The following is a 22,097-nucleotide window of genomic DNA, read 5'->3' on the forward strand; positions in this document are numbered from 1 at the left end:
TCACTCGGGAGCGACAGCGCCCGCGAAGGCGTCGATGATGTGGCGTATGGGCGCCTGCTTGAGTTTGAGCGCGGCCTGGTTGACCACCAGCCGGGCGCTGATGTCCATGATGCGCTCCACCTCCACGAGGTGGTTGGCCTTGAGGGTGTTGCCGGTGGAGACCAAATCGACGATGGCGTCGGCCAGGCCGATGAGCGGCGCCAGCTCCATGCTGCCGTAGAGCTTGATGAGGTCCACGTGCACACCCTTGGCGGCGAAGAATTCGCGCGCGATGCCCAGGTACTTGGTGGCGACCTTCAGGCGCGAGCCCTGGCGCACGGCGTGGGCGTAGTCGAAGTCGGCGCGCACGGCCACGCTCATGCGGCATTGGGCGATGCGCAGGTCCAGCGGCTGGTACAGGCCGGTGGCGCTGGCGCCACTTCCCGAGGATGCGCCGTGCTCGATCAGCGTGTCCTTGCCGGTCACGCCCAGATCGGCCCCGCCGTACTGCACGTAGGTGGGCACGTCGGTGGCGCGCACCAGCACCACCCGCACCTCGGGCCGGTTGGTGGGCAAGATGAGCTTGCGGGATTTTTCGGGGTCTTCGAGCACCTCGATGCCGGCGGTGGCCAGCAGCGGCAGGGTCTCGTCGAAGATGCGGCCCTTGGAGAGCGCCAGCGTGATCATGGTCATAAGTATCCTGAATTGAGCGCCGCCGGGCCGCCCCAAGGCGCGCAGGCCCCTTCGGGAGGCGGCGAACCACACGCAGTGGGGAGCGTGGGGGTCATATCCGCTCGATGTCGGCGCCCAGGCCGCGCAGCTTGGCTTCCATGCGGTCGTAGCCGCGGTCGAGGTGGTAGATGCGGTCCACCAGTGTCTCGCCGTCGGCCACCAAGCCGGCGATCACCAGGCTGGCGGAGGCGCGCAGGTCGGTGGCCATGACGGTGGCGCCGGAGAGGCGCTCCACGCCTTCGACCACCGCGACCTTGCCGTCGGCGGCGATGCGCGCGCCCAGGCGCACGAGTTCGTTGACGTGCATGAAGCGGTTCTCGAAGATGGTTTCGGCGACCTTGGACGTGCCTTCGGACACCACGTTGAGCGCCATGAACTGCGCCTGCATGTCGGTCGGGAAGCCGGGGTACTCGGTGGTGCGAAACGACTGCGCCTTGAGCCGCCCGCTGGCGCGGATGCGCACGCCGCCGGGAACGGTCTCGACCACGGCGCCGGCCTCGCGCAGCTTGTCGATCACCGCGTCCAGATGCTCGGCGCGGGCGTGGCGCAGCAGCACGTCGCCGCCCGCTGCGGCCACGGCGCAGAGGAAGGTGCCGGCCTCGATTCGGTCGGGCACCACGGCATGCGCGCAACCGCGCAGGCGGTCCACGCCCTCGATGCGGATGCGGCTGGTGCCGTGGCCTTCGATGCGCGCGCCCATGGCGATCAGCATTTCGGCCAGGTCGGGGATCTCGGGCTCCTGCGCGGCGTTTTCCAGCACCGTCTCGCCCTCGGCCAGCGTGGCGGCCATCAGCAGGTTCTCTGTGCCGGTGACGGTGACCATGTCGGTGGCGATGCGCGCGCCGCGCAGCCGGCGCCAGCCTGCGGGCAGCTTGGCGATCATGTAGCCGTGCGCGACCACGATCTCCGCGCCCATGGCCTGCAGGCCCTTGATGTGCTGGTCCACGGGCCGCGAGCCAATGGCACAGCCGCCGGGCAGCGAGACCGTGGCCTCGCCGAAGCGCGCCAGCAGCGGGCCCAGCGCCAGCACCGAGGCGCGCATGGTCTTCACCAGCTCGTAGGGCGCCTCGGGCGAGCTGAGCGCGCTGGCGTCGATGCGCACCGCGCCGTCGTCGCCGCGTTCGGCGGCCACGCCCATGTTGCGGATCAGCTTGAGCATGGTGGTCACGTCCTGCAGACGCGGCACGTTGGCGAGCGTGACCGGGTCCGCCGTGAGCAGCGCGGCGCAGAGTTCGGGCAGGGCGGCGTTCTTGGCGCCGGAGATGGCGACTTCGCCATGCAGCGTGCGCCCGCCGCGGATGAGCAGTTTGTCCATGGAGAAATCCCGTATCCGGCAGCGCCGCGGTGCGACGGGCCGTCGTCTGTTTGTCTATTGGCCGTTCGCGCCCAGCGCCGCCCATTCGTCCGGCGTGTAGGTCTTCATCGACAAGGCGTGCACCTCGTCGGTATGTATTTTCTCACCCAGCGCGGCGTAGACCCGCTGGTGGCGCTCGATGATCCGCCGGCCCTCGAATTCCGCCGAGACGATGGTGGCGTACCAGTGCCGACCGTCGCCTTCGAGCGCGATGCGCTCGCACGGCAGACCTGCGGCGATGATGGCTTGCAATTGGTCGGCAGTCATGGTGGAGTCCCCTGAGAAGTCAGTTGCGTATTTTGTAGCCGGTGCGCAGCAGTTGCAGCGCCACGGCGCTCACCGCCACGCAGGCCGTGCCGACGATGGACAGGCTGAGCCAGGGCGAGACGTCGCTCACGCCGAAGAAGCCGTAGCGGAAGCCGTCGATCATGTAGAAGAACGGGTTGAGGTGGCTGACCTTCTGCCAGAAGGGCGGCAGCGAGCCGATGGAATAGAACACGCCCGAGAGAAACGTCATGGGCATGATGAGGAAGTTCTGGAACGCGGCCATCTGGTCGAACTTCTCGGCCCAGAGCCCGGCGATCAGGCCCAGCGTGCCGAGCAGCGTCGCGCCCAGCAGGGCGAATGCCGCGATCCACAGCGGCGCCGCGAACGACGGATGGGCAAAGGCCAGCGTGACCACGAACACCCCCAGCCCCACGACCAGCCCGCGCACGACGGAGGAGCCCACGTAGGCCAGGAACCAGCCCGCCGGCGGCACGGGCGTGAGCAGCACGAACACCAGGCTGCCCATGATCTTGCTCTGGATCAGCGAGGACGAGCTGTTGGCGAAGGCGTTCTGCAGCACGCTCATCATCACGAGCCCCGGCACGAGGAAGGCCGTGTAGCCGATGTGGCCATAGACCTGCACATGGTCTTCGAGCACGTGGCCAAAGATCAGCAGGTAGAGCACGGCGGTCAGCACCGGCGCGGCCACGGTCTGGAAGCTCACCTTCCAGAACCGCAGCACCTCCTTGTGGAAAAGCGTCCGCCAGCCGGTCATGGTCGTCATACCGCGATGTTCTCGGGCGCCAGCGGCGCGGGCGCGGCCATGAGGTGGAGAAACACGTCCTCCAGGTCGGCGCGGCGGATTTCCACGTCCTGCGCCTGCAGCCCCGCCGCACGCAGGGCGGCCAGGCTGGATTCGATGTCGTGCGCGTCGCGCACCGGCAACTGCACCATGTTGCCCGTTACGCGCGCCCGCGCCGCCAGCGCGGGCGGCAGCACGCCGTCCAGCCGCAGGTGCAGCACGCTGCCCGACCCCTTGCGCAACAGCTCGCTGGTGCGGTCCAGCGCGACGATGCGTCCGCTCTTGAGCATCGCGATGCGCCGGCACAGCGCCTCGGCCTCCTCGAGGTAGTGAGTGGTGAGCAGCACCGTGTGCCCCTGGCGGTTGAGCCGCGCGACGAACTGCCAGAGGGACTGGCGCAGTTCCACGTCCACGCCGGCGGTGGGCTCGTCGAGCACGATGATGGGCGGCTTGTGCACCAGCGCCTGCGCCACCAGCACGCGGCGCTTCATGCCGCCCGACAGTTGCCGCATGTTGGCATTGGCCTTGTCGGCCAGGCCGAGGTTTTCCAGCAGTTCGTCGATCCAGGCGTCGTTGTTCTTCACGCCGAAATAGCCGGACTGGATGCGCAGCGTCTCGCGCACGTTGAAGAACGGGTCGAACACCAGTTCCTGCGGCACGATGCCGAGCTGCCGCCGGGCCTGGGCGGGGTCGATGCGCACGTCGTGGCCGCGCGCCAGCACGCGGCCCTGCGTGGCGCGCGTGAGGCCGGCCAGGATGCTGATCAGGGTGGTCTTGCCCGCGCCGTTGGGGCCGAGGAGGCCGAAGAACTCGCCCTCCTCGATGTCCAGACTCACGCCGTCGAGCGCCTGGAAGGGTCCTTTGGGCGTGTTGTAGGTCTTGGTGACGGACTGGAAGGAGACGGCAGGCATGAGAGCCTGCGATTCTAAAGCCCGCGGTGCGGGCACGCTGACTCCGACTCCGCCAGCAGCCGCATGGGCTGCACGGCTTCAGCCATTGCTTTCAGGCCGACGCCAGCAACGCGCCCACGCCATAGAGCTTGGCCAGGTTGCCCAGGTCAGGCGGCAAGCCTTTGACGGAAAAGCGGTGCCCCTGCGCCAGCGCCTCGCGCCGGCATTCGAGCAGCACCGCGAGCGCGGAGGAATCGAACGCAACCAGCGCCGTGGCATCAGCCACCACGGCCATGGCAGGGCCGCGGTGGGCGCGCAGGCCCTGCAGCAGCATGTCGAGGCTGGCGCGGGCCTGGGCATGGGTCAGCGCGGCGGGCAGCACCAGCGTCAGCGGTTCGGCAGGCGCCGTGGCATCGGCGACCATCAGGTCTTCTGCCCGGCGGCATTGCCCTTGTTGCGCGCTTCGAGCGTGGCGATCAGGCCATCGATGCCCTTGGCATTGATCTCCTGCGCGAACTGGCTGCGGTAGGTATCGACGAGCCAGACGCCGAGCACGTTGAGGTTGTAGATCTTCCAGCCCGCGCCGTCGCCGGGCGTTTTCTCCAGGCGGTAGTCGAGTTGCACCGGGTCGCCGCTGCCGGTGACCTGCGTGCGCACCACCACGTCCTTGTCGTCGGGCGCGGCGCGCAGGGGCCGCATGGCGATGGTCTGGTCCGACACCTGGGCCAGCGCGCCCGCATAGGTGCGCACGAGCAGGGTCTTGAACTCGGCCTGCAGGCGCTGCTGCTGCTCGGGCGTGGCCTGGCGCCAAGCCGGGCCGACAGCCGCCGAGGTCATGCGGCGGAAATTCACGTTGGGCATGATCTTGCTGTCGACCAGCGCCATGATCTTCGTGATGTCGCCCGTGCGGTAGGACTTGTCGGACTTGATCGTGTCGAGCACATCCACCGACAGCCGCTTGATGAGCGCATCGGGCGCTTCATCGGCGGCATGCGCCATGAGGGGTGCCGCCAGCGCCCACGCAAACCCCAGCACCAGGGTCATGCGCCCCAGTCCACGTCGATTCATCATCAGCACAACTCCTTTCGTTTGCCGCTTCCGCATTGGAAACAGAGATGAAACCCCGATTCCATGCCGGGGATGCAACCGTCTGCAACGCGCGCCCGCGGGGCGGGCTTATTTCGCATCTTCTTCGGGCACTTCGCCATCGCCGCCGCTCGCGGACTTCGGGCCGCCCTTGCGCAGTTGCAGGTAGACGTCGCGCGTGAAGCTGTAGCGGTCCAGCGCGGCATCATCTAGCACATCGCCGGCACGCAGCAGGTTGGCGCGCGTGTCTACGCCGCGCAGCACGAATATCGAATTGCGCACGGGAATGTCGTGTACTTGGGACAGCAGATCGCCCTGGGCATCCACCGGCAACGCCGCCGTGTCGCGCACCGTCGAAGGCCCGAGAATCGGCAGCACGAGGTAGGGCCCCGAAGGAACGCCCCACCGCGCCAGCGTCTGGCCGAAGTCCTGCTTGTGGCGGTCGATATCCATCTCGCTGGCGATGTCGAGCAGACCGCCCAGCCCGAAGAGCGTGTTGACGTTGAAGCGGATGAAGCTTTCGCTCGCCGCCTGCGGCTTGAGCTGCAGCACGTTGTTCACGAACGACCACGCGTCGCCCAAATTGGCGAAGAAGTTGCGCACGCCCGTGCGGGCCATGTCCGGCGTGGCGTCTCGGTAGGCGATTGCCACCGGCTTCAGAACGGCGCGGTCCACGGCATCGTTGAAGCCGTACATCTGGCGGTTGAATGGCTCGAACGGATCCGACGGGTTGGCCTGCGGACCCGTCGCGCAACCGCCGAGCAGCAGCGCGCACATTGCAGCGGCCAGCCACCACAGGCTGCGCAGGACGGGGAATGCGCGATGGCGAGCCATGCCCGCGCCATGGAGATCATCGTAGTAGGTTCGTGTTTTCATTTTTTGCTGCTCCCGCCTCCCGTATCGCTGCCGCCGTCTGCGGCCTTGCTGTAGAGAAACTGGCCAATCAGGTTTTCCAGCACCACGGCGGACTGCGTGGAGGTGAGGGTGTCGCCGGCCGCCAGGTTCTTGTCGTCGGCGCCCGCCTCGATGCCGATGTACTGCTCCCCGAGCAGGCCGCTGGTCAGAATCTTCAGCGAGCTGTCCTTCGGGAAAGCATAGCGGTTATCGAGCGCCAGCGTCACGCGCGCCTGGAATGACTTGTCATCGAACGCGATGGACTCCACGCGCCCCACCACCACGCCGGCGCTCTTCACCGCGGCCTGGGGCTTCAGGCCGCCGATGTTGTCGAACTTGGCACTGACGCGGTAGCGCGCCTGGAACGAGAGGGTCAGCAAGTTGGCCGACTGCAGCGCCAGGAACAGCACAGCAGCCGCGCCGAGCATGACGAAAAGACCCACCCAAATATCGTTTCTGGAGCGTTGCATTCCACTCTCCTTGCAATCAAATACTGAACATCATGGCCGTCAGGATGAAATCCAGGCCCAGCACGGCCAGCGAGGCCGTGACCACGGTACGCGTCGTCGCATGCGACACGCCATCGGGCGTAGCCTGCGCGGCATAGCCCTGCAGCAGTGCCACGAAAGTCACCGTCACGCCGAACACCACGCTTTTCAAGATGCCGTTGCCGATGTCGGTAAACACATCGACGCCGCCCTGCATCTGGCCCCAGAACGCGCCGGCATCGATGCGAAGCATCACCACGCCCACCACGTAGGCGCCGAGGATGCCCACCGCATTGAACACGGCAGTGAGCAATGGCATGGCTATCACGCCGCCCCAGAAGCGGGGCGCGAGGATGCGGCGTACCGGATCGATGGCCATCATCTCCATCGCGCTGAGCTGCTCGCCGGCCTTCATCAGGCCGATCTCGGCGGTCAGCGAGGTGCCGGCGCGCCCCGCGAACAGCAGCGCCGCGATGACGGGCCCCAGCTCGCGCACCAGGGCCAGCGTGACGACCACGCCCAGCGCCTCCGCCGAGCCGAAGCGCTGCAGCATGTAGTAAACCTGCAGCCCCAGCACGAAACCCACGAACAGGCCCGATACGCCGATGATCGCCAGCGAATAGTTGCCCAGGAAATGAATCTGGTCACGCACCAGGCCAAAGCGCCGGGCGCAAGCGCCGCCCAGCCGCACGAGCTGCCAGAACAAGCGTGTGGCCTGGCCGATATCGGCCAGCTTGCGGCGCACCGCGAAACCCACGTCGGCGGGGTTGTACCAGCTCATCGCACCGCCCCCCCGGCAGCGCCGAAATCTTCCTCGATCGTCGGTGCGGGGTACTGGAAATGCACCGGACCTTCAGGCAGTGCGTTGACGAACTGGTGCACCAGCGGGTCGGTGCTGCCGCGCACCTCATCGGGCGTGCCCTGGGCGGCGATCTTGCCGTTGGCCAATACGACCACGTAGTCGGCGATGCGGAAGGTTTCGTCCAGGTCGTGCGACACCAGGATGGTCGTCAGCCCCAGAGCATCGCCCAGTTGGCGGATCAGGCGCGCGGCGGTGCCCAGCGAGATCGGGTCCAGCCCGGCGAATGGCTCGTCGTACATCACGAGTTCCGGGTCGAGCACGATGGCGCGCGCCAGCGCCACGCGGCGCGCCATGCCGCCGGAAATCTCGGCGGGCATCAGGCCGCGCGCGCCGCGCAGCCCCACGGCGTCGAGCTTCATGAGCACGATGTCGCGCACCATCGGCTCGGACAGGTCCGTCAGCTCGCGCAGCGGAAAAGCGACGTTGTCGAACACGTCCAGGTCGGTGAACAGGGCCCCGAACTGGAACAGCATGCCCATGCGCCGACGTGCGGCGTACAGGTTTTGGGAATCGAGGCACCCGACATCCTGGCCATCGAACAGCACCGCGCCTTTCTGCGCGGCGTACTGCCCGCCGATCAGGCGCAGCACGGTGGTCTTGCCGCCGCCCGAGGCCCCCATCAGCGCCGTCACCTTGCCACGCGGCACGGTCAAGCTGATGCCGTCGAGAATCACGCGTTCGCCATACCCGAAGGTGACGTCGCGCAGTTCTACAAGGGGAGAGTCAGGGGATGCAGGCATGGGAGAAGATGGCGCGCACAGGCGCCAAGTGGGCGATGATAAAGGATGACAATTCACCGCGCAGCGCTCGCTCGCGGGGTCTTGGCCGCCTGCGGCGGACTTGCCGGCGTCAATCGAAGCGGAAGTTGCCGCCCACGGATTGCCCCGTGCGCAGCCACGCCCCAACGCCAGCGCAGACGATGGCATTCATGCCGAAAGTGACGGCGCCGTCGAGCCGGTGGTCGTGGCGGTAGGTTTGCAGCATGTCGCCCACCTCGGGGCTGCTGGCACCGGTGGCGGGGTCCACGTTGGGAATGGGACAGCGCGCGCAGGGCTTGACCGGATCCAATTGCACGACGCCCTCCCCTGTCGCGATGTGCAGCATGTCCATGCGGTCTTCGTCATGGGCCATGGTGCCGGCCAGTACCAGATTGGGACGGAAGCGCTCCATGCCCACGCACGCATGGCCCGCCGCAGCCAGGCGGGCATTGAGTTCCGCCATCGAGGCATCGCTCGCCACCAGCAGCGGAAAGCCGTCGGCGAACTGGTTGGGCACCTCGACGCCATGGGTCCAGCGCATGTTCGATAGCCGCCTCTGCTCCGGGTCGAAGCGCACCAGCCGCAGGCGCCGCCCCAGAAAGTCGCTGAACCACTGCGCCGCGACCGCACCCATGTCCCACGCCCGTACCGTATCGCGCCAGACACGCACCGCCATGGACTGCTCCGCAGCGTCGAGCGCCACGTGCAGAGCCAGCATGCCAGGCGCGCGCAACACCATGTCGTACTGGCGCAGCATGGGGCGAATCAGCGCCATGCGCGGCAATTCACGCTGGGTGACGAATCCGCCAGCCTCATCGACGACCATCCAGGTGCGGTCGAAAGCCAGGCCGGTCTCGGTAAGCAATGCTTCGTTCAACTCTATGCCGGCACACGATTTGATGGGATACACGAACAGCCTCGCCACGGTGGCTGCAACGTCGAAATCCCCAAGTTCAATCGGACTCACGGACACAGGGCACTCCTTCATGCAAGAGCGCGCAATTGTGCATGCCTTCTACAATCCCTTGCATGGCGCACCCCTTCGACGTATGCATCCGCGGCAGCGGCATCGTGGGCCGGACGCTGGCCCTGCTTCTCGCACGCGACCGGCTGCGCGTGGCGCTCGCGGGCCTGCCCCGCCCCCCCGCAGCACAACAACCCGACGTGCGGGCCTATGCACTCAATGCGGCATCGCGCACGCTGCTGCAATCGCTGCGCTGCTGGCCCGACGAAGGCAACACGACCGCCGTGCGGGAAATGCACGTGCAGGTGCCGGGCGGCGTCCGCATCGTGTTCCGCGCCGAAGACCATCGCGCCGATGCGCTGGCCTGGATCGTGGACGTGCCTGCGCTGGAATTGCGGCTGGAGCACGCCGTCGCATTCCAGCCCATGGTGGAAGCGCTCAGTGCCCCCGCACCCGCCGCGCTGACCGTGGCCTGCGAGGGACGCACGAGCAGCACGCGCCAGGAATTCGGTGTTGAATTCAACACGGTACCCTATCGCCAGCAAGCGATCGCCACGCGGCTGGAATGCGAGCACCCGCACTCGGGCGTGGCCCGGCAATGGTTCCTGCCGCTGGGCGGCGTGCTGGCATTCCTGCCGCTGGGCGGGCCGCAGGGGAACTCCGTGGCCGTCGTCTGGTCTGTTCCCCAGGAGCAGGCGCTGGAGTTGCTGGCGCTCGATGCCGGTGAATTCTCGCAGCGGCTTGAGACGGCGAGCCAGCATGCCGCAGGTAGTTTGCGGCTTGCCGGCGAGCGCCAGGCATGGCCCTTGCAGCACGCGCGTGCACGCAAGTGGACCGGTAGCTGGCAAATGGATGGAGAACTGGCCGGCTGGGCCCTGGCCGGTGACGCGGCGCACAACGTGCATCCACTGGCCGGTCAGGGGTTGAACCTGGGGCTTGGCGATGCGGCGGAACTGGCCACCGTTCTGCATGGCAAGGCCGCCTGGCGCAGCGTGGGCGACCCTCATCTTCTGCGCCGCTACGAGCGGGCGCGCAAGACGGACATCCTGCCGATGGGCCTGGCCTCCGACATGCTGCAGCAGTTGTTCGCCCGGCACGGCAGCACGTGGCAGGCGCTGCGGGACTGGGGCATGCGGGGCTTTGAGTACAGCGGCCCGGTGAAAGGCTGGATGACGCAGCACGCCATGGGACTGCGTTGAACCAAGCCACTTTTGACAGTTGCGCAATGGAAGCACCATGAAACTGATCCTCTCCACCCTCTTGGCCTACGCGGCACTGCTCGCATCCGCGGGCGCCAGCGCACAGGATGCGGCCATCCGCAAGGCCCTGGGCGAACGCCTGCCGCAACTCGGCACCATCGACGAAGTTCGCCCATCAAGCATGCCCGGGCTGTTCGAGATCCGCGTGGGCAGCGACCTGTTCTACAGCGACGCCAAGGGCAACTACCTGATCCAGGGCCAGCTCATCGACACCAAGGCGCGCCGCAATCTGACAGAGGAGCGTATCAACAAGATCACCGCCGTGGACTTCGGCGAACTGCCGCTTCAGGACGCATTTACCATCGTGCGCGGCAACGGCAAACGCAGGATCGCGGTGTTCGAAGACCCCAACTGCGGCTACTGCAAGCGCTTCGAGCGCGACCTGCAGAACGTGGACAACATCACCGTCCACCTGTTCCTCTATCCGATCCTGAGCCCTGATTCTGCCGACAAGTCGCGCAACATCTGGTGCGCCAAGGACAAGGCACTGGCCTGGCAGGACCACATGCTGCGCGACAAGGTGACGCCCGCCGCCGCCTGCGACAGCGCCACCGCGACCTTGCAGCGCAACCTCGCCTTCGGCAAGAAATACCGCATCACCGGCACGCCGACGCTCATCTTCTCCGACGGCACGCGCGTGCCCGGCGCCATCACCGCGCAGGACGTCGAGCAGCGCCTGTCGGCGCAGAACTGACCCCCGGCAACCGCAGCGACGCCAGCCGCCCCTTCCGATCCATGCCCCTCACCGCCCGCAGCAGCGCTCCCGTCGCCTACCGCATCGACATCGCCGATCTCCACGCCCATCTGTTCCGTGTCACCCTCACGATCGCCACGCCCGCGGCGCGGCAGCGTGTGCGCCTGCCGGTATGGATACCGGGCAGCTACCTGGTGCGCGAGTTCTCCAAGAACCTGCAGCGCCTGCAGGCGCGCCAGGGCACACGTGCACTGGCCGTGGCGCAGGAGGACAAGCACACCTGGGCCGTCGCCTGCAATCCCGCTAGGCCGCTGGTGCTGCACTACGAGGTCTATGCCTTCGACAACTCGGTGCGCACGGCCTGGCTCGACGCCGGGCGCGGCTTCTTCAACGGCACCAGCCTGTGCCTGCAGGTGGAGGGCCGGGAAGCGGCGGAACATCACATTGAGATCGCGGCGCCCGCGGCCACGCCACGCTGGCAACTCGCCACCGGACTCGTGCCCATAAAAACCGACGCCGCAGGTTTCGGCTCCTACACAGCTGCGGACTACGACGAACTCGTGGACTGCCCGGTCGAGATGGGCCCCTTCTGGAGCACGCACTTCACCGCCTGCGGGGTGCCACACCGCCTCGTGGTGGCGGGCGCGCCCGCGAGCTTCGACGGCGCCCGCCTGGCCGCCGACGCGCAGAAGATCTGCGAAGCCGCCATCCGCTTCTGGCACCCCCGCGGCAAGCCGCCGCACCGAAACTACCTGTTCCTGCTCAACGCGGTGGACGACAGCTATGGCGGGCTGGAGCACCGCAATTCCACCGCGCTCATCTGCAGCCGGCGCGACCTGCCGCGCCTGGGTGAGAGCCGCACACCCGACGGCTACACCACCCTGCAGGGGCTCATCAGCCACGAATACTTCCACACCTGGAACGTCAAACGCCTGCGCCCCGCTGACTTCGCTCGCTACGACTATGCCGCCGAGAACTACACGCACCTGCTGTGGTTCTTCGAGGGCTTCACGAGCTACTACGACGACCTGCTGCTGCGCCGCGCCGGCCTGATCGACAACGCCTCCTACCTGCGCCTGCTGGGCAAGACCGTCAACCAGGTGATGCAGACCCCGGGCCGCCTGGTGCAGTCGGTAGCACAGGCCAGCTTCGACGCCTGGGTCAAGTACTACCGGCCCGACGAGAACACGCCCAACGCTACGGTCAGCTACTACACCAAGGGCGCGCTGGTGGCCCTGTGCCTGGACCTGACGCTGCGCGCCGAGGGCCGCACCACGCTCGACGCAGTGATGCGCAGCCTGTGGAAGCGCTGCAGGGCCGGCCCCATGGAGGAAGCTGACGTGCTGGCCGTGCTAGAAGAACTGGCCGGACGCCCGTTCGCCGCCGAGATGGCCGCCTGGGTGCACGGCACAGGTGAGCTGCCGCTGCGCGAACTGCTGGAGCGCCACGGCGCCACCATGCTCGACGAGCCCTCCCAACCCGCGCAGCGCCTGGGTCTGCGCGTGGCCGAGAACGGCGGCAGCGTACAGATCAAGACCGTGCTGCGCGGCGCCGCCGCCGAGCGCGCCGGCATGGCGGCTGGCGACGAATGGCTGGGCGTGGAAGCTGCCGGCCAGGGCTGGCGGATCGCGCGGCTTGACGACATCGCGCTCTATGCGGGCAGCGCCAAGCATGCGACCGCCATCATCGCGCGCGACCGCCGACTGCTGCGCCTGCCCCTGGAGCTGGGCACGGAATCCCGCACCGCGCGTCTGCTGCCGCGCGATAGCGCACTGCTCGACGCCTGGCTCGGCCATGCGGGCGCCACGCCGTCCGGTAAGCCGCGCCAGCAGCGCGCTACGCGATAGCGCACAGCCCCCGCCACGGGCTTGCTATAGTGCCTGCCACCCTTTCCAGGAGAACAGAGACATGGCATACGAAACGATCGAAGTGCGTACCGAGGCCGGCAAGGTCGGCGTCATCACGCTCAACCGGCCCAAACAGCTCAACGCACTCAACGACCAGCTCATGGACGAACTGGGCGATGCACTGGCCGCGTTCGACGGCGACAGCGCCATCGGCTGCATCGTCGTGACCGGCAGCGAAAAAGCCTTCGCTGCAGGCGCGGACATCGCGGCCATGGCCCGCTACGGCTTCGCCGACGCCTACAAGGGCGACTTCATCACCCGCAACTGGGAACGCATCCGCAGCGTACGCAAACCCATCATCGCCGCAGTCGCCGGCTACGCGCTCGGCGGCGGCTGCGAACTGGCGATGATGTGCGACTTCATCATCGCGTCCGACACAGCGAAGTTCGGCCAGCCCGAAGTCAAGCTCGGCGTGATCCCCGGCGCCGGCGGCACGCAGCGTCTGCCGCGCGCCATCGGCAAGGCCAAGGCCATGGATCTGACGCTGACAGGCCGCATGATGGACGCCGCCGAGGCCGAGCGCGCGGGCCTCGTGAGCCGCGTCGTGCCGTACGGCAATCTCATGGACGAAGCACTCGGCGCGGCGCTGCAGATCTGCGAGTTCTCGCAGATCGCCACCATGGCGGCCAAGGAATCGGTCAACCGTGCCTTCGAGAGCGGCCTGTCCGACGGACTGATGTACGAACGCCGGCTGTTCCACGCATTGTTCGCCACCGAGGATCAGAAAGAAGGCATGGATGCGTTCCTGAACAAGCGCAAGGCCGCGTTCAAGAACCGGTAAGGAGCTTGCTATAATGGAAGGCTGTGGCGCTTTAGCTCAGTCGGTTAGAGCGATGGAATCATAATCCACAGGTCCGCGGTTCGAGTCCGTGAAGCGCCACCAAATTTCCTTCAAGCGCCGCGCGCCCTTGGGAAGCAAAAGCCACCTCCGGGTGGCTCTTTTGTTGGTGCTCATCCGTTTGCTCCAAATGAAGGCGAAGGCGCACCTGGAAACGGCAGTTGGATGCGCCTGCCGGTGCCGTGATCGGGGTGCCAGGCAAGACGCGACGACGCGGCGGGCTTTGCTGCCCGCAAGGAGGAGCAACGCCGCATGGCGCGCCGAGCGCGGTGCTGGCAGGTGCATGGCGTCCTCACCCACGAGGCGAACGCCATCGAACCCGTCAACGCTTGATTTCCTGCGGCCTGGCAAGGGATACACATCGAACCGCCATTTCTAGGTTCAAATGAGTGGGCGGCACCACGGGCATCCTCTGAGTTCGATGCAAAATTGGCCTCCAGCGCCCATTTTTAGGGCAGTGGCAGCTATTGATTGGATAGCAACAGCCATCTTCCCTGCGTGCGGCCGCAGCACGGCAGCCAGGCATCCCCCAGGTAGAATGACGCCTTCAGCCTCTGGATGCACACCATGACCCGCTGTTTGCGCACCTTCCCTTTCCCACCGCTCGCGCGCGCCGCCCTCTGCGCGGCATTGGCGCTGGCGGCAGGCTCTGCCCTGGCGCAGTACGCCAAGCCGGCAGACGCCAGCATCCGCGACTTTCCCATCCAGGCGCTGCGCGGCAAGCTGGAAGTGGTCAGCCCCCCCGCGGTCCAGCTCGACGGCAAGCCCGACCGGCTGGCGCCCGGCGCGCGCATCCGCAGCACCAACAGCATGATGGTGCTCTCGGGCACCATTGCGGGTCAGTCGCTGGTGGTGAACTACGTGCGCGACGACCTGGGCCTGATCAAGGACGTGTGGATCCTGACCCCCGCCGAGGCCGCGCTCAAGCGCCGCGGCAACAGCGATACCAACAACATCGTCTTCGAGTCGCAGTTGCCCGCGCCACGCAAGTAGCCGGCCCCCGCCACCGCAGGTTGGCATGCCACGCAGACAGGCATGCCGCCGCCCCCTGTTCCACGATGAGAAGCAACGCCATGGCCAAGAAAGTCTTCATCAAAACCTTCGGCTGCCAGATGAACGAGTACGACTCGGACAAGATGGCCGACGTGCTAGGCGCCGCCCAGGGCTACGAACCCACACAGGACGTGGAGGAAGCTGACCTGATCCTGTTCAACACTTGCTCGGTGCGCGAGAAAGCGCAGGAGAAGGTGTTCAGCGACCTGGGCCGCGTCAAGCATTTGAAGGAACGCGGCGCGCTGATCGGCGTGGGTGGCTGCGTGGCGAGCCAGGAGGGCGCAGCCATCATCGCGCGCGCGCCCTACGTGGACGTGGTGTTCGGCCCGCAGACGCTGCACCGCCTGCCTGAACTGCTGGCCGCGCGCGCGCAGCAGCAGGCGCCGCAGGTGGACATCAGCTTTCCCGAGATCGAGAAGTTCGACCATCTGCCGCCCGCGCGGGTGGAAAACGCGACAGCCTTCGTCTCCATCATGGAGGGCTGCTCCAAGTACTGCAGCTACTGCGTGGTGCCCTACACACGCGGCGAGGAGGTGAGCCGCCCTTTCGACGACGTGCTGACCGAGATCGCCGGCCTGGCCGACCAGGGTGTGCGCGAGGTGACGCTGCTGGGCCAGAACGTGAACGCCTACCGCGGCAGGATGGGCGACACCAGCGAGATTGCCGACTTCGCGCTGCTCATCGAGTACGTGGCCGAGATTCCCGGCATCGAGCGCATCCGCTACACCACCAGCCACCCCAACGAGTTCACGCAGCGGCTCATCGACGTGTATGGCCGCGTGCCGCAGCTCGCGAGCCACCTGCACCTGCCGGTGCAGCATGGCAGCGACCGCATCCTGATGGCGATGAAGCGCGGCTACACCGCCATGGAATACAAGAGCACCGTGCGCAGGCTGCGCGCCGTGCGTCCGGGCATTGCCATGAGCAGCGACTTCATCGTCGGCTTCCCCGGCGAGACGGACGAGGACTTCGGCAAGATGATGAAGCTCATCCACGAGGTGGGCTTCGACAACAGCTTCAGCTTCATCTTCAGCCCGCGCCCCGGCACGCCCGCGGCCAACCTGCACGACGACACGCCGCACGCGGTCAAGCTGGCGCGGCTGCAGCACCTGCAGGCTGCCATCGAGGACAACATGCGCGCCATCAGCCTGGCCCGCGTAGGCACGGTGCAGCGCATCCTGGTGGAAGGCCCCTCGCGCCGCTCCACACCTGCGCAGCCAGAACTCATGGGCCGCACCGAATGCAACCGCGTGGTCAACTTCGACGCCACGCCCGCGGCGCGGCGCCTGGTGGGGCGGATGGCCGACGTGCACATCACCCAGGCAACGGGCCACACGCTGCGCGGCGAGATCGTCACGCACGACCGCACGCACACGCCACTACCCGCGCACGCACCCGACCGCGCCGCGGCATGAACGGCGGGCGCAGGCGCATCGGCTCGTTCCAGCAGTTGTTGCTGGTCGCGTTCCTGCTCATCGCGGGGTTGCTGGGCGGCATCTCGCTGCACACGGCGTTCACCTTCGACGGGCTGATGGCGCAGAGCAACGGCTTCTCGGCCCGCGCGCTGGAGTTGAGCGCCGCCGCGCAGGCGCTGGCCGAGCGCAGCGCCACCATGGAGCGCGCAGCCCGCCAGTCGATGGTGCTGGGCGACGCCATGCTGCGCCGCCGCTTCGACGAAGCCGCGCGCGATGGCCGCCAGACCCTGGCGCGGCTGGAGCCCGACGACGTACCGCCGGAACTGGCCGCGCGCTGGCGCGACCAGCTCGCGCTCATCGGCAACCTGATAGACGGCCCGCAGGACACCGCACTGGAGCGCGACCGCCGCGTGGCCGCCGAGTTCCGCGAGCTGGAATCCGTCAACACCGCCATCGGCCAGGAAGTGCAGCACTCCATCGAGCAGCGCAACGCGGCGCTGCGCGCCCAGCTCGAAGACAGCCGCGCGCGGCTGGTGCGGCTGATGGTGGGCGCCATCGTGCTGGCCGTGGGCCTGGCCATCTGGTTCGGCGTGTGGCTGGCGCGGCCCTTCAAGCGGCTGGAGCGCGCCATCGTCGGCCTGGGCGAGAACCGCCTAGACGAGCCCATCGACATCCATGGGCCGGTGGACGTACAGCGCGTGGGCCAGCAGCTCGAATGGCTGCGGCTTCGCCTGACCGAGCTGGACGCCGACAAGGCGCGCTTCCTGCGCCACATCTCGCACGAGCTCAAGACGCCGCTGGCGGCCCTGCGCGAGGGCGTGGCACTGCTCGAGGACGGCGTGACGGGGGCGCTGACCAGTGGCCAGCGCGAGGTCGCCACCATCCTGCGGCAGAACACCGTGGTGCTGCAGGAGCAGATCGAGGCTCTGCTGCGCTTCAACGCGGCGGCGTTCGAGGCCCGCCAGCTCAAGCGCGAAAAAACCGACCTGCTGCAACTGCTGGAAGACCAGGTGGATCTTCAGCGCCTGCAGTGGCAAGCCCATGGCCTGAAGGTCCGGGTCGACGGCGAGCCGCTCGGCATGCCGGTGGACGCGGGCAAGATCGCCACCGCGGTAGCGAACCTGCTGTCCAATGCCATCCGCTTCTCGCCGCACGGCGGGCGCATCACGCTGGCGCTCTCGCACACCGACGGCGCCGTATGCATCGATATCAGCGACCAGGGCCCCGGCGTGGCCGAGGTGGACCGGGAGCGCATCTTCGAGCCCTTCTACCGCGGCGCGCGCCAGCCCACCGACGCGGTGCGCGGCACCGGCATCGGCCTGTCCATCGTGCAGGAGTACATTGCAGCCCATGGCGGGCGCATCACGCTGCTGCCGAACGCCCCTGGTACGCAGGGCGCCCATTTCCGTATCGAACTACCCCATGCCAACTGAAAGCATCCGCCTGCCGCGTGGCGGCACGCTGCTGGCCGCCACCTTGCTGTGCGGCTGCGCCGCCTTGCGCGAACCACCCCCGCCGCCGCCCGCACCTCCGCCCATGGCCGAAGCCCCCGCACCGGCGCCGCGCCCGCCCGCGCCGCCTCCCGCCGCGCCGCAACAGCCTGCCGAACCGTCCGCCGCGCAGGTGCCGGCGCAAGACAGTCTGGCCCTGCTGGGTTATGCCGAGCGCACGCGGACCATGGCGCCCGCCGAGCTGGCGCAGGAGATCGCCCGCCTGTCCGACCAGTCCGACGCCCAGCGCGGCCCGTACGGCGACATGCAGTTCGCGCTGGCACTGAGCCAGACCCATCTGAGCAGCGACCTGCAGCGCGCGCTGACGCTGGTGCAGCGCACGCTCTCCAACCCAGGCGCCGAGGCACGCCCGCTGTGGCCGCTGGCGCGGCTGCTGGCCGCGCGCTACGCAGAGCAGCGGCGCGTGGAGGACATCGTGGACAAACAGAATCAGCAGTTGCGCGACAGCCAGCGACGCATCGACCAGCTCAATGAGCGGCTCGAAGCCGTGCGCGCCATCGAACGCAGCCTGACATCGCGCCCTGGCAATGGCACCCCGCCCGCCGCAGCCCCTTCGCGCCCCGCGCAGTAGCCGCCATGCCCGCAACCACGCCCGCACTCACCCAGCAGCCGCACATCCTGGTGGTGGACGACGACGCGGACATGCTGCGCCTGCTCTCCATCCGCCTCACGGCGGCGGGCTACCGGGTGACGTCCGTGGGTTCGGCGGAGGCGGCGCTGGCGCAGCTCGACATGGAGCGCCCGCAGCTCGTGCTGTCGGACGTGCGCCTGCCCGGCAAGGACGGGTTGGCGCTGTTCGACACGGTGCGCCTGCGGCACCCATCGCTGCCGGTCATCCTGCTCACCGCCCACGGCACCATCCCCGACGCGGTGGAGGCCACAGCGCGCGGCGTGTTCAGCTACCTGACCAAGCCCTTCGACGGCAAGGAACTGCTCGACAAGATCGCCCAGGCGCTGGCCCTGGCCGCGCCGGCGCTGCCCAGCGCCCACACCGACGAGGCCTGGCGCAGCGAGATCGTGAGCCGATCCGCCCGCATGTCGGAGGTGCTGGCAGAGGCGCGCATGGTGGCGCAGTCCGACGCCTCGGTGCTGCTGCGCGGCGACAGCGGCGCGGGCAAGGAGCTCCTGGCGCGGGCCATCCACAAGGCAAGTCCACGCACGAAAAAACCCTTCGTGGCGGTGAACTGCGGCGCCATTCCCGAGAACCTGCTCGAATCCGAGCTGTTCGGCCACATGAAGGGCGCATTCACCGACGCCCACTCCAACCACAAGGGCCTGTTCCAGGCTGCCGACGGCGGCACGCTGCTGCTCGACGAAATCGGCGACATGCCGCCGGCCCTGCAGGTCAAGCTGCTGCGCGTGCTGCAGGAGCGCGCGGTGCGGCCCCTGGGGTCGAGCCAGTCCATCCCCGTGGACGTGCGCATCATCTCGGCCACGCACCGCGACCTGGACGCGGCCATGGCGGCAGGCCAGTTCCGCGAAGACCTGTACTACCGGCTCAACGTGGTCACGCTCACGCTGCCCACGCTGGGCGAGCGGCGCGAGGACATTCCGCTGCTGGCCAACCACTTCCTGCAGAGGCTCAGCAGCAAGTACGGCAAGCGCCTGTCGGGTTTCGCACCCGAGGCGCTGAAGGCGCTGGCCGGCGCATCCTGGCCCGGCAACGTGCGCCAGCTCTACAACGTGGTCGAGCAGGTGTGCGCGCTCTCCACCACGCCGCTGGTGCCGCTGGCGCTGGTGCAGCGCGCCCTGCGCGCGCCACAGGTGGAGGTGCTGAGCTACGCCGACGCCAAGCAGCGCTTCGAGCGCGACTACCTCGTGGGCCTGCTCAAGCTGACCGACGGCAACGTGGCCGATGCCGCGCGCCTGGCCGACCGCAACCGCACGGAGTTCTACCGCCTGCTGCAAAAGCACTCACTCACGCCGGGCGCCTTCAAGGCCGAGGGTGTCGCCGCCCCCGCGGACCCTGTCGCCCCCGGACGACATGCGTAAGCCATTGATTCAAAATCTCATTTTCCTGTAGCTGGCCAGACCTGTCGCTGCCTGGCGACAAAAAGAGTGGTTTTCGGCCCCTTTCACCGCCAGAAGCCGGAAAACGCCCCTGAAAACATCGCAAGTCTTTGATTTCAAAGAATTTTTATACATGGCACAGGGTTTGCTTCATAGAGGGCATGAACACACAACTTGCCCCAGCATCCCATCGCCGCAGCAGCGTGCGCGAAGAGCGTCACCCCAACGCCGTGACCGCGCCGCCCGTGCATCGCGGCTCGATGGCGCCGGTGCCGTGGCGCGGGTTCTGGAACAGCATCGGAACGGCCATCCTGATGCACCTGACGGGACGCGGCCCTGGTGCGCAGCGCGAAGTGTCGCTGGAACCGTGGCAGCATGCCGCTGCGCGCCGCCGCCTGGTTTTCATGCTGATCACGCTGCTCAGCACGGCGGGCGCCACCACCCTGTTTGCCAACCTGCAGCCCGACTACGGCAACGCCTGGCTCGAATGGGGCCAGATCGGCCTGTTCGCGCTGCTTTCGGCCTGGGTGGTGACGGGCTTCACCACGGCCCTGATGGGCTTCTGGGTCAGCCTGCGCGGTGACCCGCACACGATTTCGGCCCGCGAGGTGCGCGGCCACGCGATGAACCGCGAGGCCCGCACCGCCATCATCATGCCGATCTGCAACGAGGACGTGGCCACGGTATTCGCCGGCCTGCGCGCCACCTGCGAATCGGTTGCCGCCACCGGCTTCGCGCGCCAGTTCGATGTCTTCGTGCTCTCCGACAGCTACCAGCCCGGCAAGGCCGAGGCGGAACTCCAGGCTTGGGAAGCCCTGCGCGCCGCGCTGGCCGAACACCCCGAGCAGCCGCAGGTGGAGGTGTACTACCGCCTGCGCACCCGCCGTACGCACCGCAAGGCCGGCAACGTGGCCGACTTCTGCCGCCGCTGGGGCAAGGACTACCGCTACATGGTGGTGTTGGACGCCGACAGCGTGATGAGCGGCGACTGCCTGACCAATATGGTCAAGCTGATGGAAGCCCACCCCCGGGCCGGCATCATCCAGACCGCCACGCAAGCCATCGGCCACGTCACCCTGCATGCGCGTTCGCAGCAGTTCGCATCCCGCATGACCGGCCGCCTGTTCACGCTGGGCATGCAGTTCTGGCAGCTCGGCGAGTCGCACTACTGGGGCCACAACGCCATCATCCGCGTCGAGCCCTTCATGCAGCATTGCGCGCTGGCCCCGATCAAGGGCAAGGGCGGCATGTCCGGCGGCATCCTGTCGCACGACTTCGTCGAGGCCGCTCTGATGCGCCGCGCCGGCTACCACGTGTGGCTGGTGTCGGACCTGGTGGGCAGCTACGAGCAGCAGCCGCCGGACCTGATCTCCGAGTTGCAGCGCGACCGCCGCTGGTGCCAGGGCAACCTGCAGAACGCGCGCCTGATGGCCGAGCCCGGCATCCACCGCGTGCACCGCGCGATGTTCATGACCGGCCTGCTGTCGTACGTGTCGGCCCCCCTGTGGCTGGCCTTTCTGACACTGGGCACCGCCCTGTGGCTGACTGGCAGCCATACCGCCACGCTCGTCGATGAAGCCCTGCTGCCGTCCGAGTTGTTGGGCCTGTGGGCCTGGACGATCAGCATGCTGTTCCTGCCTCGCATCCTGGGTATCGCCGCCGTGCTGATGAAGGGCGAGCAGCGCATGTACGGCGGCGTGTCGGGCCTGCTCAAGAGCGCCCTGCTCGAAAGCGTATTGGCCATGCTGCAGTCGCCTGTGCGCATGCTGGCGCACTCGCTGTTCGTGCTGGTGGCGGTCACCGGCATCAAGCTCGAATGGAAGTCGCCGCCGCGGGAAGCCGTCGGGGTGAGCTGGGGCCATGCCACCGCCAGCCTGGCGCCGATGAGCCTGGTGATCGCCCTGCTGGCCGCCGGCATCGCCATGATCGACCCCAGCGCACTGGTTTGGCTGCTGCCCGTGGGCCTGCCGCTGCTGCTGGCGATTCCCGTCACCGTACTGACCAGCCACATCGGCCTGGGCACGGCGCTGCGCGGCCAGGGCTTCCTGCTGATCCCGGAAGAACGCTGGTCGCCGAAGGTGCTGCGCCGCGCCTGGATGCACGCGCACCGGCTGGCCCGCCCGCAACTGGCGGCCTGAACCGCTCCGCACCCTCGGCAAAAGGCCCGCGCTGCATGGCGCGGGCCTTTTGTTTTTTATCCTGGAAACGGCAGTTGGATGCGCCTGCCGGTGCCGTGATCGGGGTGCCAGGCAAGGCGCGACGACGCGGCGGGCTACTCTGCCCGCAAGGAGGAGCAACGCCGCATGGCGCCCCGAGCGCGGTGCTGGCAGGTGC

General features: G+C 67.8%; 22 protein-coding genes and 1 tRNA gene. 11 read left to right on the forward strand and 12 right to left on the reverse strand.

Annotation, left to right across the window (positions count from 1 at the left end; translation table 11 throughout):
- The 12 genes from hisG to PY257_RS06025 form a co-directional block, all read right to left on the reverse strand.
- The gene (gene hisG, locus PY257_RS05970) at positions 1-666 is read right to left on the reverse strand and encodes an ATP phosphoribosyltransferase (RefSeq protein WP_275740209.1); all 666 of its coding nucleotides are present in this window, start codon (positions 664-666) and stop codon (positions 1-3) included.
- Positions 667-763: 97 nt separating this feature from the next.
- Positions 764-2,026 (reverse strand): UDP-N-acetylglucosamine 1-carboxyvinyltransferase, encoded by a 1,263-nt coding sequence (murA, locus tag PY257_RS05975; RefSeq protein WP_275739895.1) that lies wholly within the window; start codon positions 2,024-2,026, stop codon positions 764-766.
- A 54-nt stretch (positions 2,027-2,080) separates the two neighbouring features.
- Positions 2,081-2,332, reverse strand: coding sequence for a BolA family protein (locus PY257_RS05980; protein ID WP_275739897.1), 252 nt, complete (start codon positions 2,330-2,332; stop codon positions 2,081-2,083).
- 19 nt (positions 2,333-2,351) lie between these two features.
- Entirely contained in the window at positions 2,352-3,107 is a 756-nt protein-coding gene (locus PY257_RS05985; protein WP_275739899.1) for an ABC transporter permease, read from the reverse strand.
- Between the two features lie 5 nt (positions 3,108-3,112).
- Positions 3,113-4,045 carry an ABC transporter ATP-binding protein gene (locus PY257_RS05990; protein WP_275739901.1) on the reverse strand — a complete coding sequence of 311 codons (933 nt, stop codon included), beginning with the start codon at positions 4,043-4,045 and terminating at the stop codon, positions 3,113-3,115.
- A gap of 91 nt (positions 4,046-4,136) precedes the next feature.
- Positions 4,137-4,448 carry an STAS domain-containing protein gene (locus PY257_RS05995; RefSeq protein ID WP_275739903.1) on the reverse strand — a complete coding sequence of 104 codons (312 nt, stop codon included), beginning with the start codon at positions 4,446-4,448 and terminating at the stop codon, positions 4,137-4,139.
- A complete protein-coding gene (locus PY257_RS06000; RefSeq protein ID WP_275739905.1) occupies positions 4,448-5,095 on the reverse strand; it encodes an MlaC/ttg2D family ABC transporter substrate-binding protein in 648 nt (215 codons plus the stop codon). Before PY257_RS06000 ends, PY257_RS05995 begins: the two co-directional genes overlap by 1 nt.
- Before the next feature lie 105 nt (positions 5,096-5,200).
- Positions 5,201-5,944, reverse strand: coding sequence for an MlaA family lipoprotein (locus tag PY257_RS06005; RefSeq protein ID WP_419095666.1), 744 nt, complete (start codon positions 5,942-5,944; stop codon positions 5,201-5,203).
- Between the two features lie 38 nt (positions 5,945-5,982).
- Positions 5,983-6,474 (reverse strand): outer membrane lipid asymmetry maintenance protein MlaD, encoded by a 492-nt coding sequence (mlaD, locus tag PY257_RS06010; RefSeq protein ID WP_275739907.1) that lies wholly within the window; start codon positions 6,472-6,474, stop codon positions 5,983-5,985.
- A gap of 16 nt (positions 6,475-6,490) precedes the next feature.
- The gene (gene mlaE, locus PY257_RS06015; RefSeq protein ID WP_275739909.1) at positions 6,491-7,273 is read right to left on the reverse strand and encodes a lipid asymmetry maintenance ABC transporter permease subunit MlaE; all 783 of its coding nucleotides are present in this window, start codon (positions 7,271-7,273) and stop codon (positions 6,491-6,493) included.
- On the reverse strand, positions 7,270-8,094 hold the full coding sequence (locus tag PY257_RS06020) for an ABC transporter ATP-binding protein (RefSeq protein ID WP_275739911.1): 825 nt from the start codon (positions 8,092-8,094) through the stop codon (positions 7,270-7,272). The genes mlaE and PY257_RS06020 overlap by 4 nt, the downstream gene beginning before the upstream one ends.
- 109 nt (positions 8,095-8,203) lie before the next feature.
- Positions 8,204-9,079, reverse strand: a complete 876-nt coding sequence (locus PY257_RS06025) for an MOSC domain-containing protein (RefSeq protein ID WP_275739913.1) — start codon at positions 9,077-9,079, stop codon at positions 8,204-8,206.
- Between the two features lie 62 nt (positions 9,080-9,141).
- Here PY257_RS06025 and PY257_RS06030 point away from each other — a divergent pair, with 62 nt between their 5' ends.
- The 11 genes from PY257_RS06030 to mdoH all read left to right on the forward strand — a co-directional run bounded on the left by PY257_RS06030 (position 9,142) and on the right by mdoH (position 21,901).
- Positions 9,142-10,275, forward strand: a complete 1,134-nt coding sequence (locus PY257_RS06030) for an FAD-dependent monooxygenase (RefSeq protein WP_275739915.1) — start codon at positions 9,142-9,144, stop codon at positions 10,273-10,275.
- Positions 10,276-10,312: 37 nt separating this feature from the next.
- On the forward strand, positions 10,313-11,029 hold the full coding sequence (locus tag PY257_RS06035; protein ID WP_275739917.1) for a DsbC family protein: 717 nt from the start codon (positions 10,313-10,315) through the stop codon (positions 11,027-11,029).
- 41 nt (positions 11,030-11,070) lie between these two features.
- A complete protein-coding gene (locus PY257_RS06040) occupies positions 11,071-12,876 on the forward strand; it encodes a M61 family metallopeptidase (protein ID WP_275739920.1) in 1,806 nt (601 codons plus the stop codon).
- Between the two features lie 61 nt (positions 12,877-12,937).
- Positions 12,938-13,717: an enoyl-CoA hydratase gene (locus PY257_RS06045; RefSeq protein WP_275739922.1), complete on the forward strand. Its 780-nt coding sequence runs from the start codon at positions 12,938-12,940 to the stop codon at positions 13,715-13,717.
- A gap of 25 nt (positions 13,718-13,742) precedes the next feature.
- Positions 13,743-13,819, forward strand: a tRNA-Met gene (locus tag PY257_RS06050).
- A gap of 522 nt (positions 13,820-14,341) precedes the next feature.
- Positions 14,342-14,767, forward strand: coding sequence for a hypothetical protein (locus PY257_RS06055; RefSeq protein ID WP_275739924.1), 426 nt, complete (start codon positions 14,342-14,344; stop codon positions 14,765-14,767).
- An 80-nt stretch (positions 14,768-14,847) separates the two neighbouring features.
- Complete coding sequence (gene miaB, locus PY257_RS06060) at positions 14,848-16,242, forward strand: tRNA (N6-isopentenyl adenosine(37)-C2)-methylthiotransferase MiaB (protein ID WP_275739926.1); 1,395 nt, start codon at positions 14,848-14,850, stop codon at positions 16,240-16,242.
- Entirely contained in the window at positions 16,239-17,675 is a 1,437-nt protein-coding gene (locus tag PY257_RS06065) for a HAMP domain-containing sensor histidine kinase (protein WP_275739928.1), read from the forward strand. The genes miaB and PY257_RS06065 overlap by 4 nt, the downstream gene beginning before the upstream one ends.
- Complete coding sequence (locus PY257_RS06070; RefSeq protein WP_275739930.1) at positions 17,665-18,324, forward strand: hypothetical protein; 660 nt, start codon at positions 17,665-17,667, stop codon at positions 18,322-18,324. Before PY257_RS06065 ends, PY257_RS06070 begins: the two co-directional genes overlap by 11 nt.
- A 5-nt stretch (positions 18,325-18,329) precedes the next feature.
- A complete protein-coding gene (locus PY257_RS06075) occupies positions 18,330-19,745 on the forward strand; it encodes a sigma 54-interacting transcriptional regulator (RefSeq protein WP_275739932.1) in 1,416 nt (471 codons plus the stop codon).
- A gap of 179 nt (positions 19,746-19,924) precedes the next feature.
- Complete coding sequence (gene mdoH / locus PY257_RS06080; RefSeq protein WP_275739933.1) at positions 19,925-21,901, forward strand: glucans biosynthesis glucosyltransferase MdoH; 1,977 nt, start codon at positions 19,925-19,927, stop codon at positions 21,899-21,901.
- Positions 21,902-22,097: the final 196 nt, after the last annotated feature.

It is taken from the genome of Curvibacter soli (assembly GCF_029211125.1).
Classification (GTDB): Bacteria; Pseudomonadota; Gammaproteobacteria; order Burkholderiales; family Burkholderiaceae_C; genus Curvibacter_A; species Curvibacter_A soli.

What these genes read in the sequence shown, in the direction of transcription:
- mlaE (WP_275739909.1), bottom strand. Translation starts at nt 7,273, where the DNA reads ATGAGCTGGTACAACCCCGCCGACGTGGGTTTCGCGGTGCGCCGCAAG.
- PY257_RS06020 (WP_275739911.1), bottom strand. Translation starts at nt 8,094, where the DNA reads ATGCCTGCATCCCCTGACTCTCCCCTTGTAGAACTGCGCGACGTCACC.
- mlaD (WP_275739907.1), bottom strand. Translation starts at nt 6,474, where the DNA reads ATGCAACGCTCCAGAAACGATATTTGGGTGGGTCTTTTCGTCATGCTC.
- PY257_RS06035 (WP_275739917.1), top strand. Translation starts at nt 10,313, where the DNA reads ATGAAACTGATCCTCTCCACCCTCTTGGCCTACGCGGCACTGCTCGCA.
- PY257_RS05980 (WP_275739897.1), bottom strand. Translation starts at nt 2,332, where the DNA reads ATGACTGCCGACCAATTGCAAGCCATCATCGCCGCAGGTCTGCCGTGC.
- PY257_RS06030 (WP_275739915.1), top strand. Translation starts at nt 9,142, where the DNA reads ATGGCGCACCCCTTCGACGTATGCATCCGCGGCAGCGGCATCGTGGGC.
- PY257_RS06075 (WP_275739932.1), top strand. Translation starts at nt 18,330, where the DNA reads ATGCCCGCAACCACGCCCGCACTCACCCAGCAGCCGCACATCCTGGTG.
- PY257_RS06040 (WP_275739920.1), top strand. Translation starts at nt 11,071, where the DNA reads ATGCCCCTCACCGCCCGCAGCAGCGCTCCCGTCGCCTACCGCATCGAC.
- mdoH (WP_275739933.1), top strand. Translation starts at nt 19,925, where the DNA reads ATGAACACACAACTTGCCCCAGCATCCCATCGCCGCAGCAGCGTGCGC.
- PY257_RS05985 (WP_275739899.1), bottom strand. Translation starts at nt 3,107, where the DNA reads ATGACCGGCTGGCGGACGCTTTTCCACAAGGAGGTGCTGCGGTTCTGG.
- PY257_RS05990 (WP_275739901.1), bottom strand. Translation starts at nt 4,045, where the DNA reads ATGCCTGCCGTCTCCTTCCAGTCCGTCACCAAGACCTACAACACGCCC.
- PY257_RS06005 (WP_419095666.1), bottom strand. Translation starts at nt 5,944, where the DNA reads ATGGCTCGCCATCGCGCATTCCCCGTCCTGCGCAGCCTGTGGTGGCTG.
- PY257_RS06065 (WP_275739928.1), top strand. Translation starts at nt 16,239, where the DNA reads ATGAACGGCGGGCGCAGGCGCATCGGCTCGTTCCAGCAGTTGTTGCTG.
- PY257_RS06055 (WP_275739924.1), top strand. Translation starts at nt 14,342, where the DNA reads ATGACCCGCTGTTTGCGCACCTTCCCTTTCCCACCGCTCGCGCGCGCC.
- hisG (WP_275740209.1), bottom strand. Translation starts at nt 666, where the DNA reads ATGATCACGCTGGCGCTCTCCAAGGGCCGCATCTTCGACGAGACCCTG.
- PY257_RS06000 (WP_275739905.1), bottom strand. Translation starts at nt 5,095, where the DNA reads ATGATGAATCGACGTGGACTGGGGCGCATGACCCTGGTGCTGGGGTTT.
- PY257_RS06070 (WP_275739930.1), top strand. Translation starts at nt 17,665, where the DNA reads ATGCCAACTGAAAGCATCCGCCTGCCGCGTGGCGGCACGCTGCTGGCC.
- PY257_RS05995 (WP_275739903.1), bottom strand. Translation starts at nt 4,448, where the DNA reads ATGGTCGCCGATGCCACGGCGCCTGCCGAACCGCTGACGCTGGTGCTG.
- murA (WP_275739895.1), bottom strand. Translation starts at nt 2,026, where the DNA reads ATGGACAAACTGCTCATCCGCGGCGGGCGCACGCTGCATGGCGAAGTC.
- miaB (WP_275739926.1), top strand. Translation starts at nt 14,848, where the DNA reads ATGGCCAAGAAAGTCTTCATCAAAACCTTCGGCTGCCAGATGAACGAG.
- PY257_RS06045 (WP_275739922.1), top strand. Translation starts at nt 12,938, where the DNA reads ATGGCATACGAAACGATCGAAGTGCGTACCGAGGCCGGCAAGGTCGGC.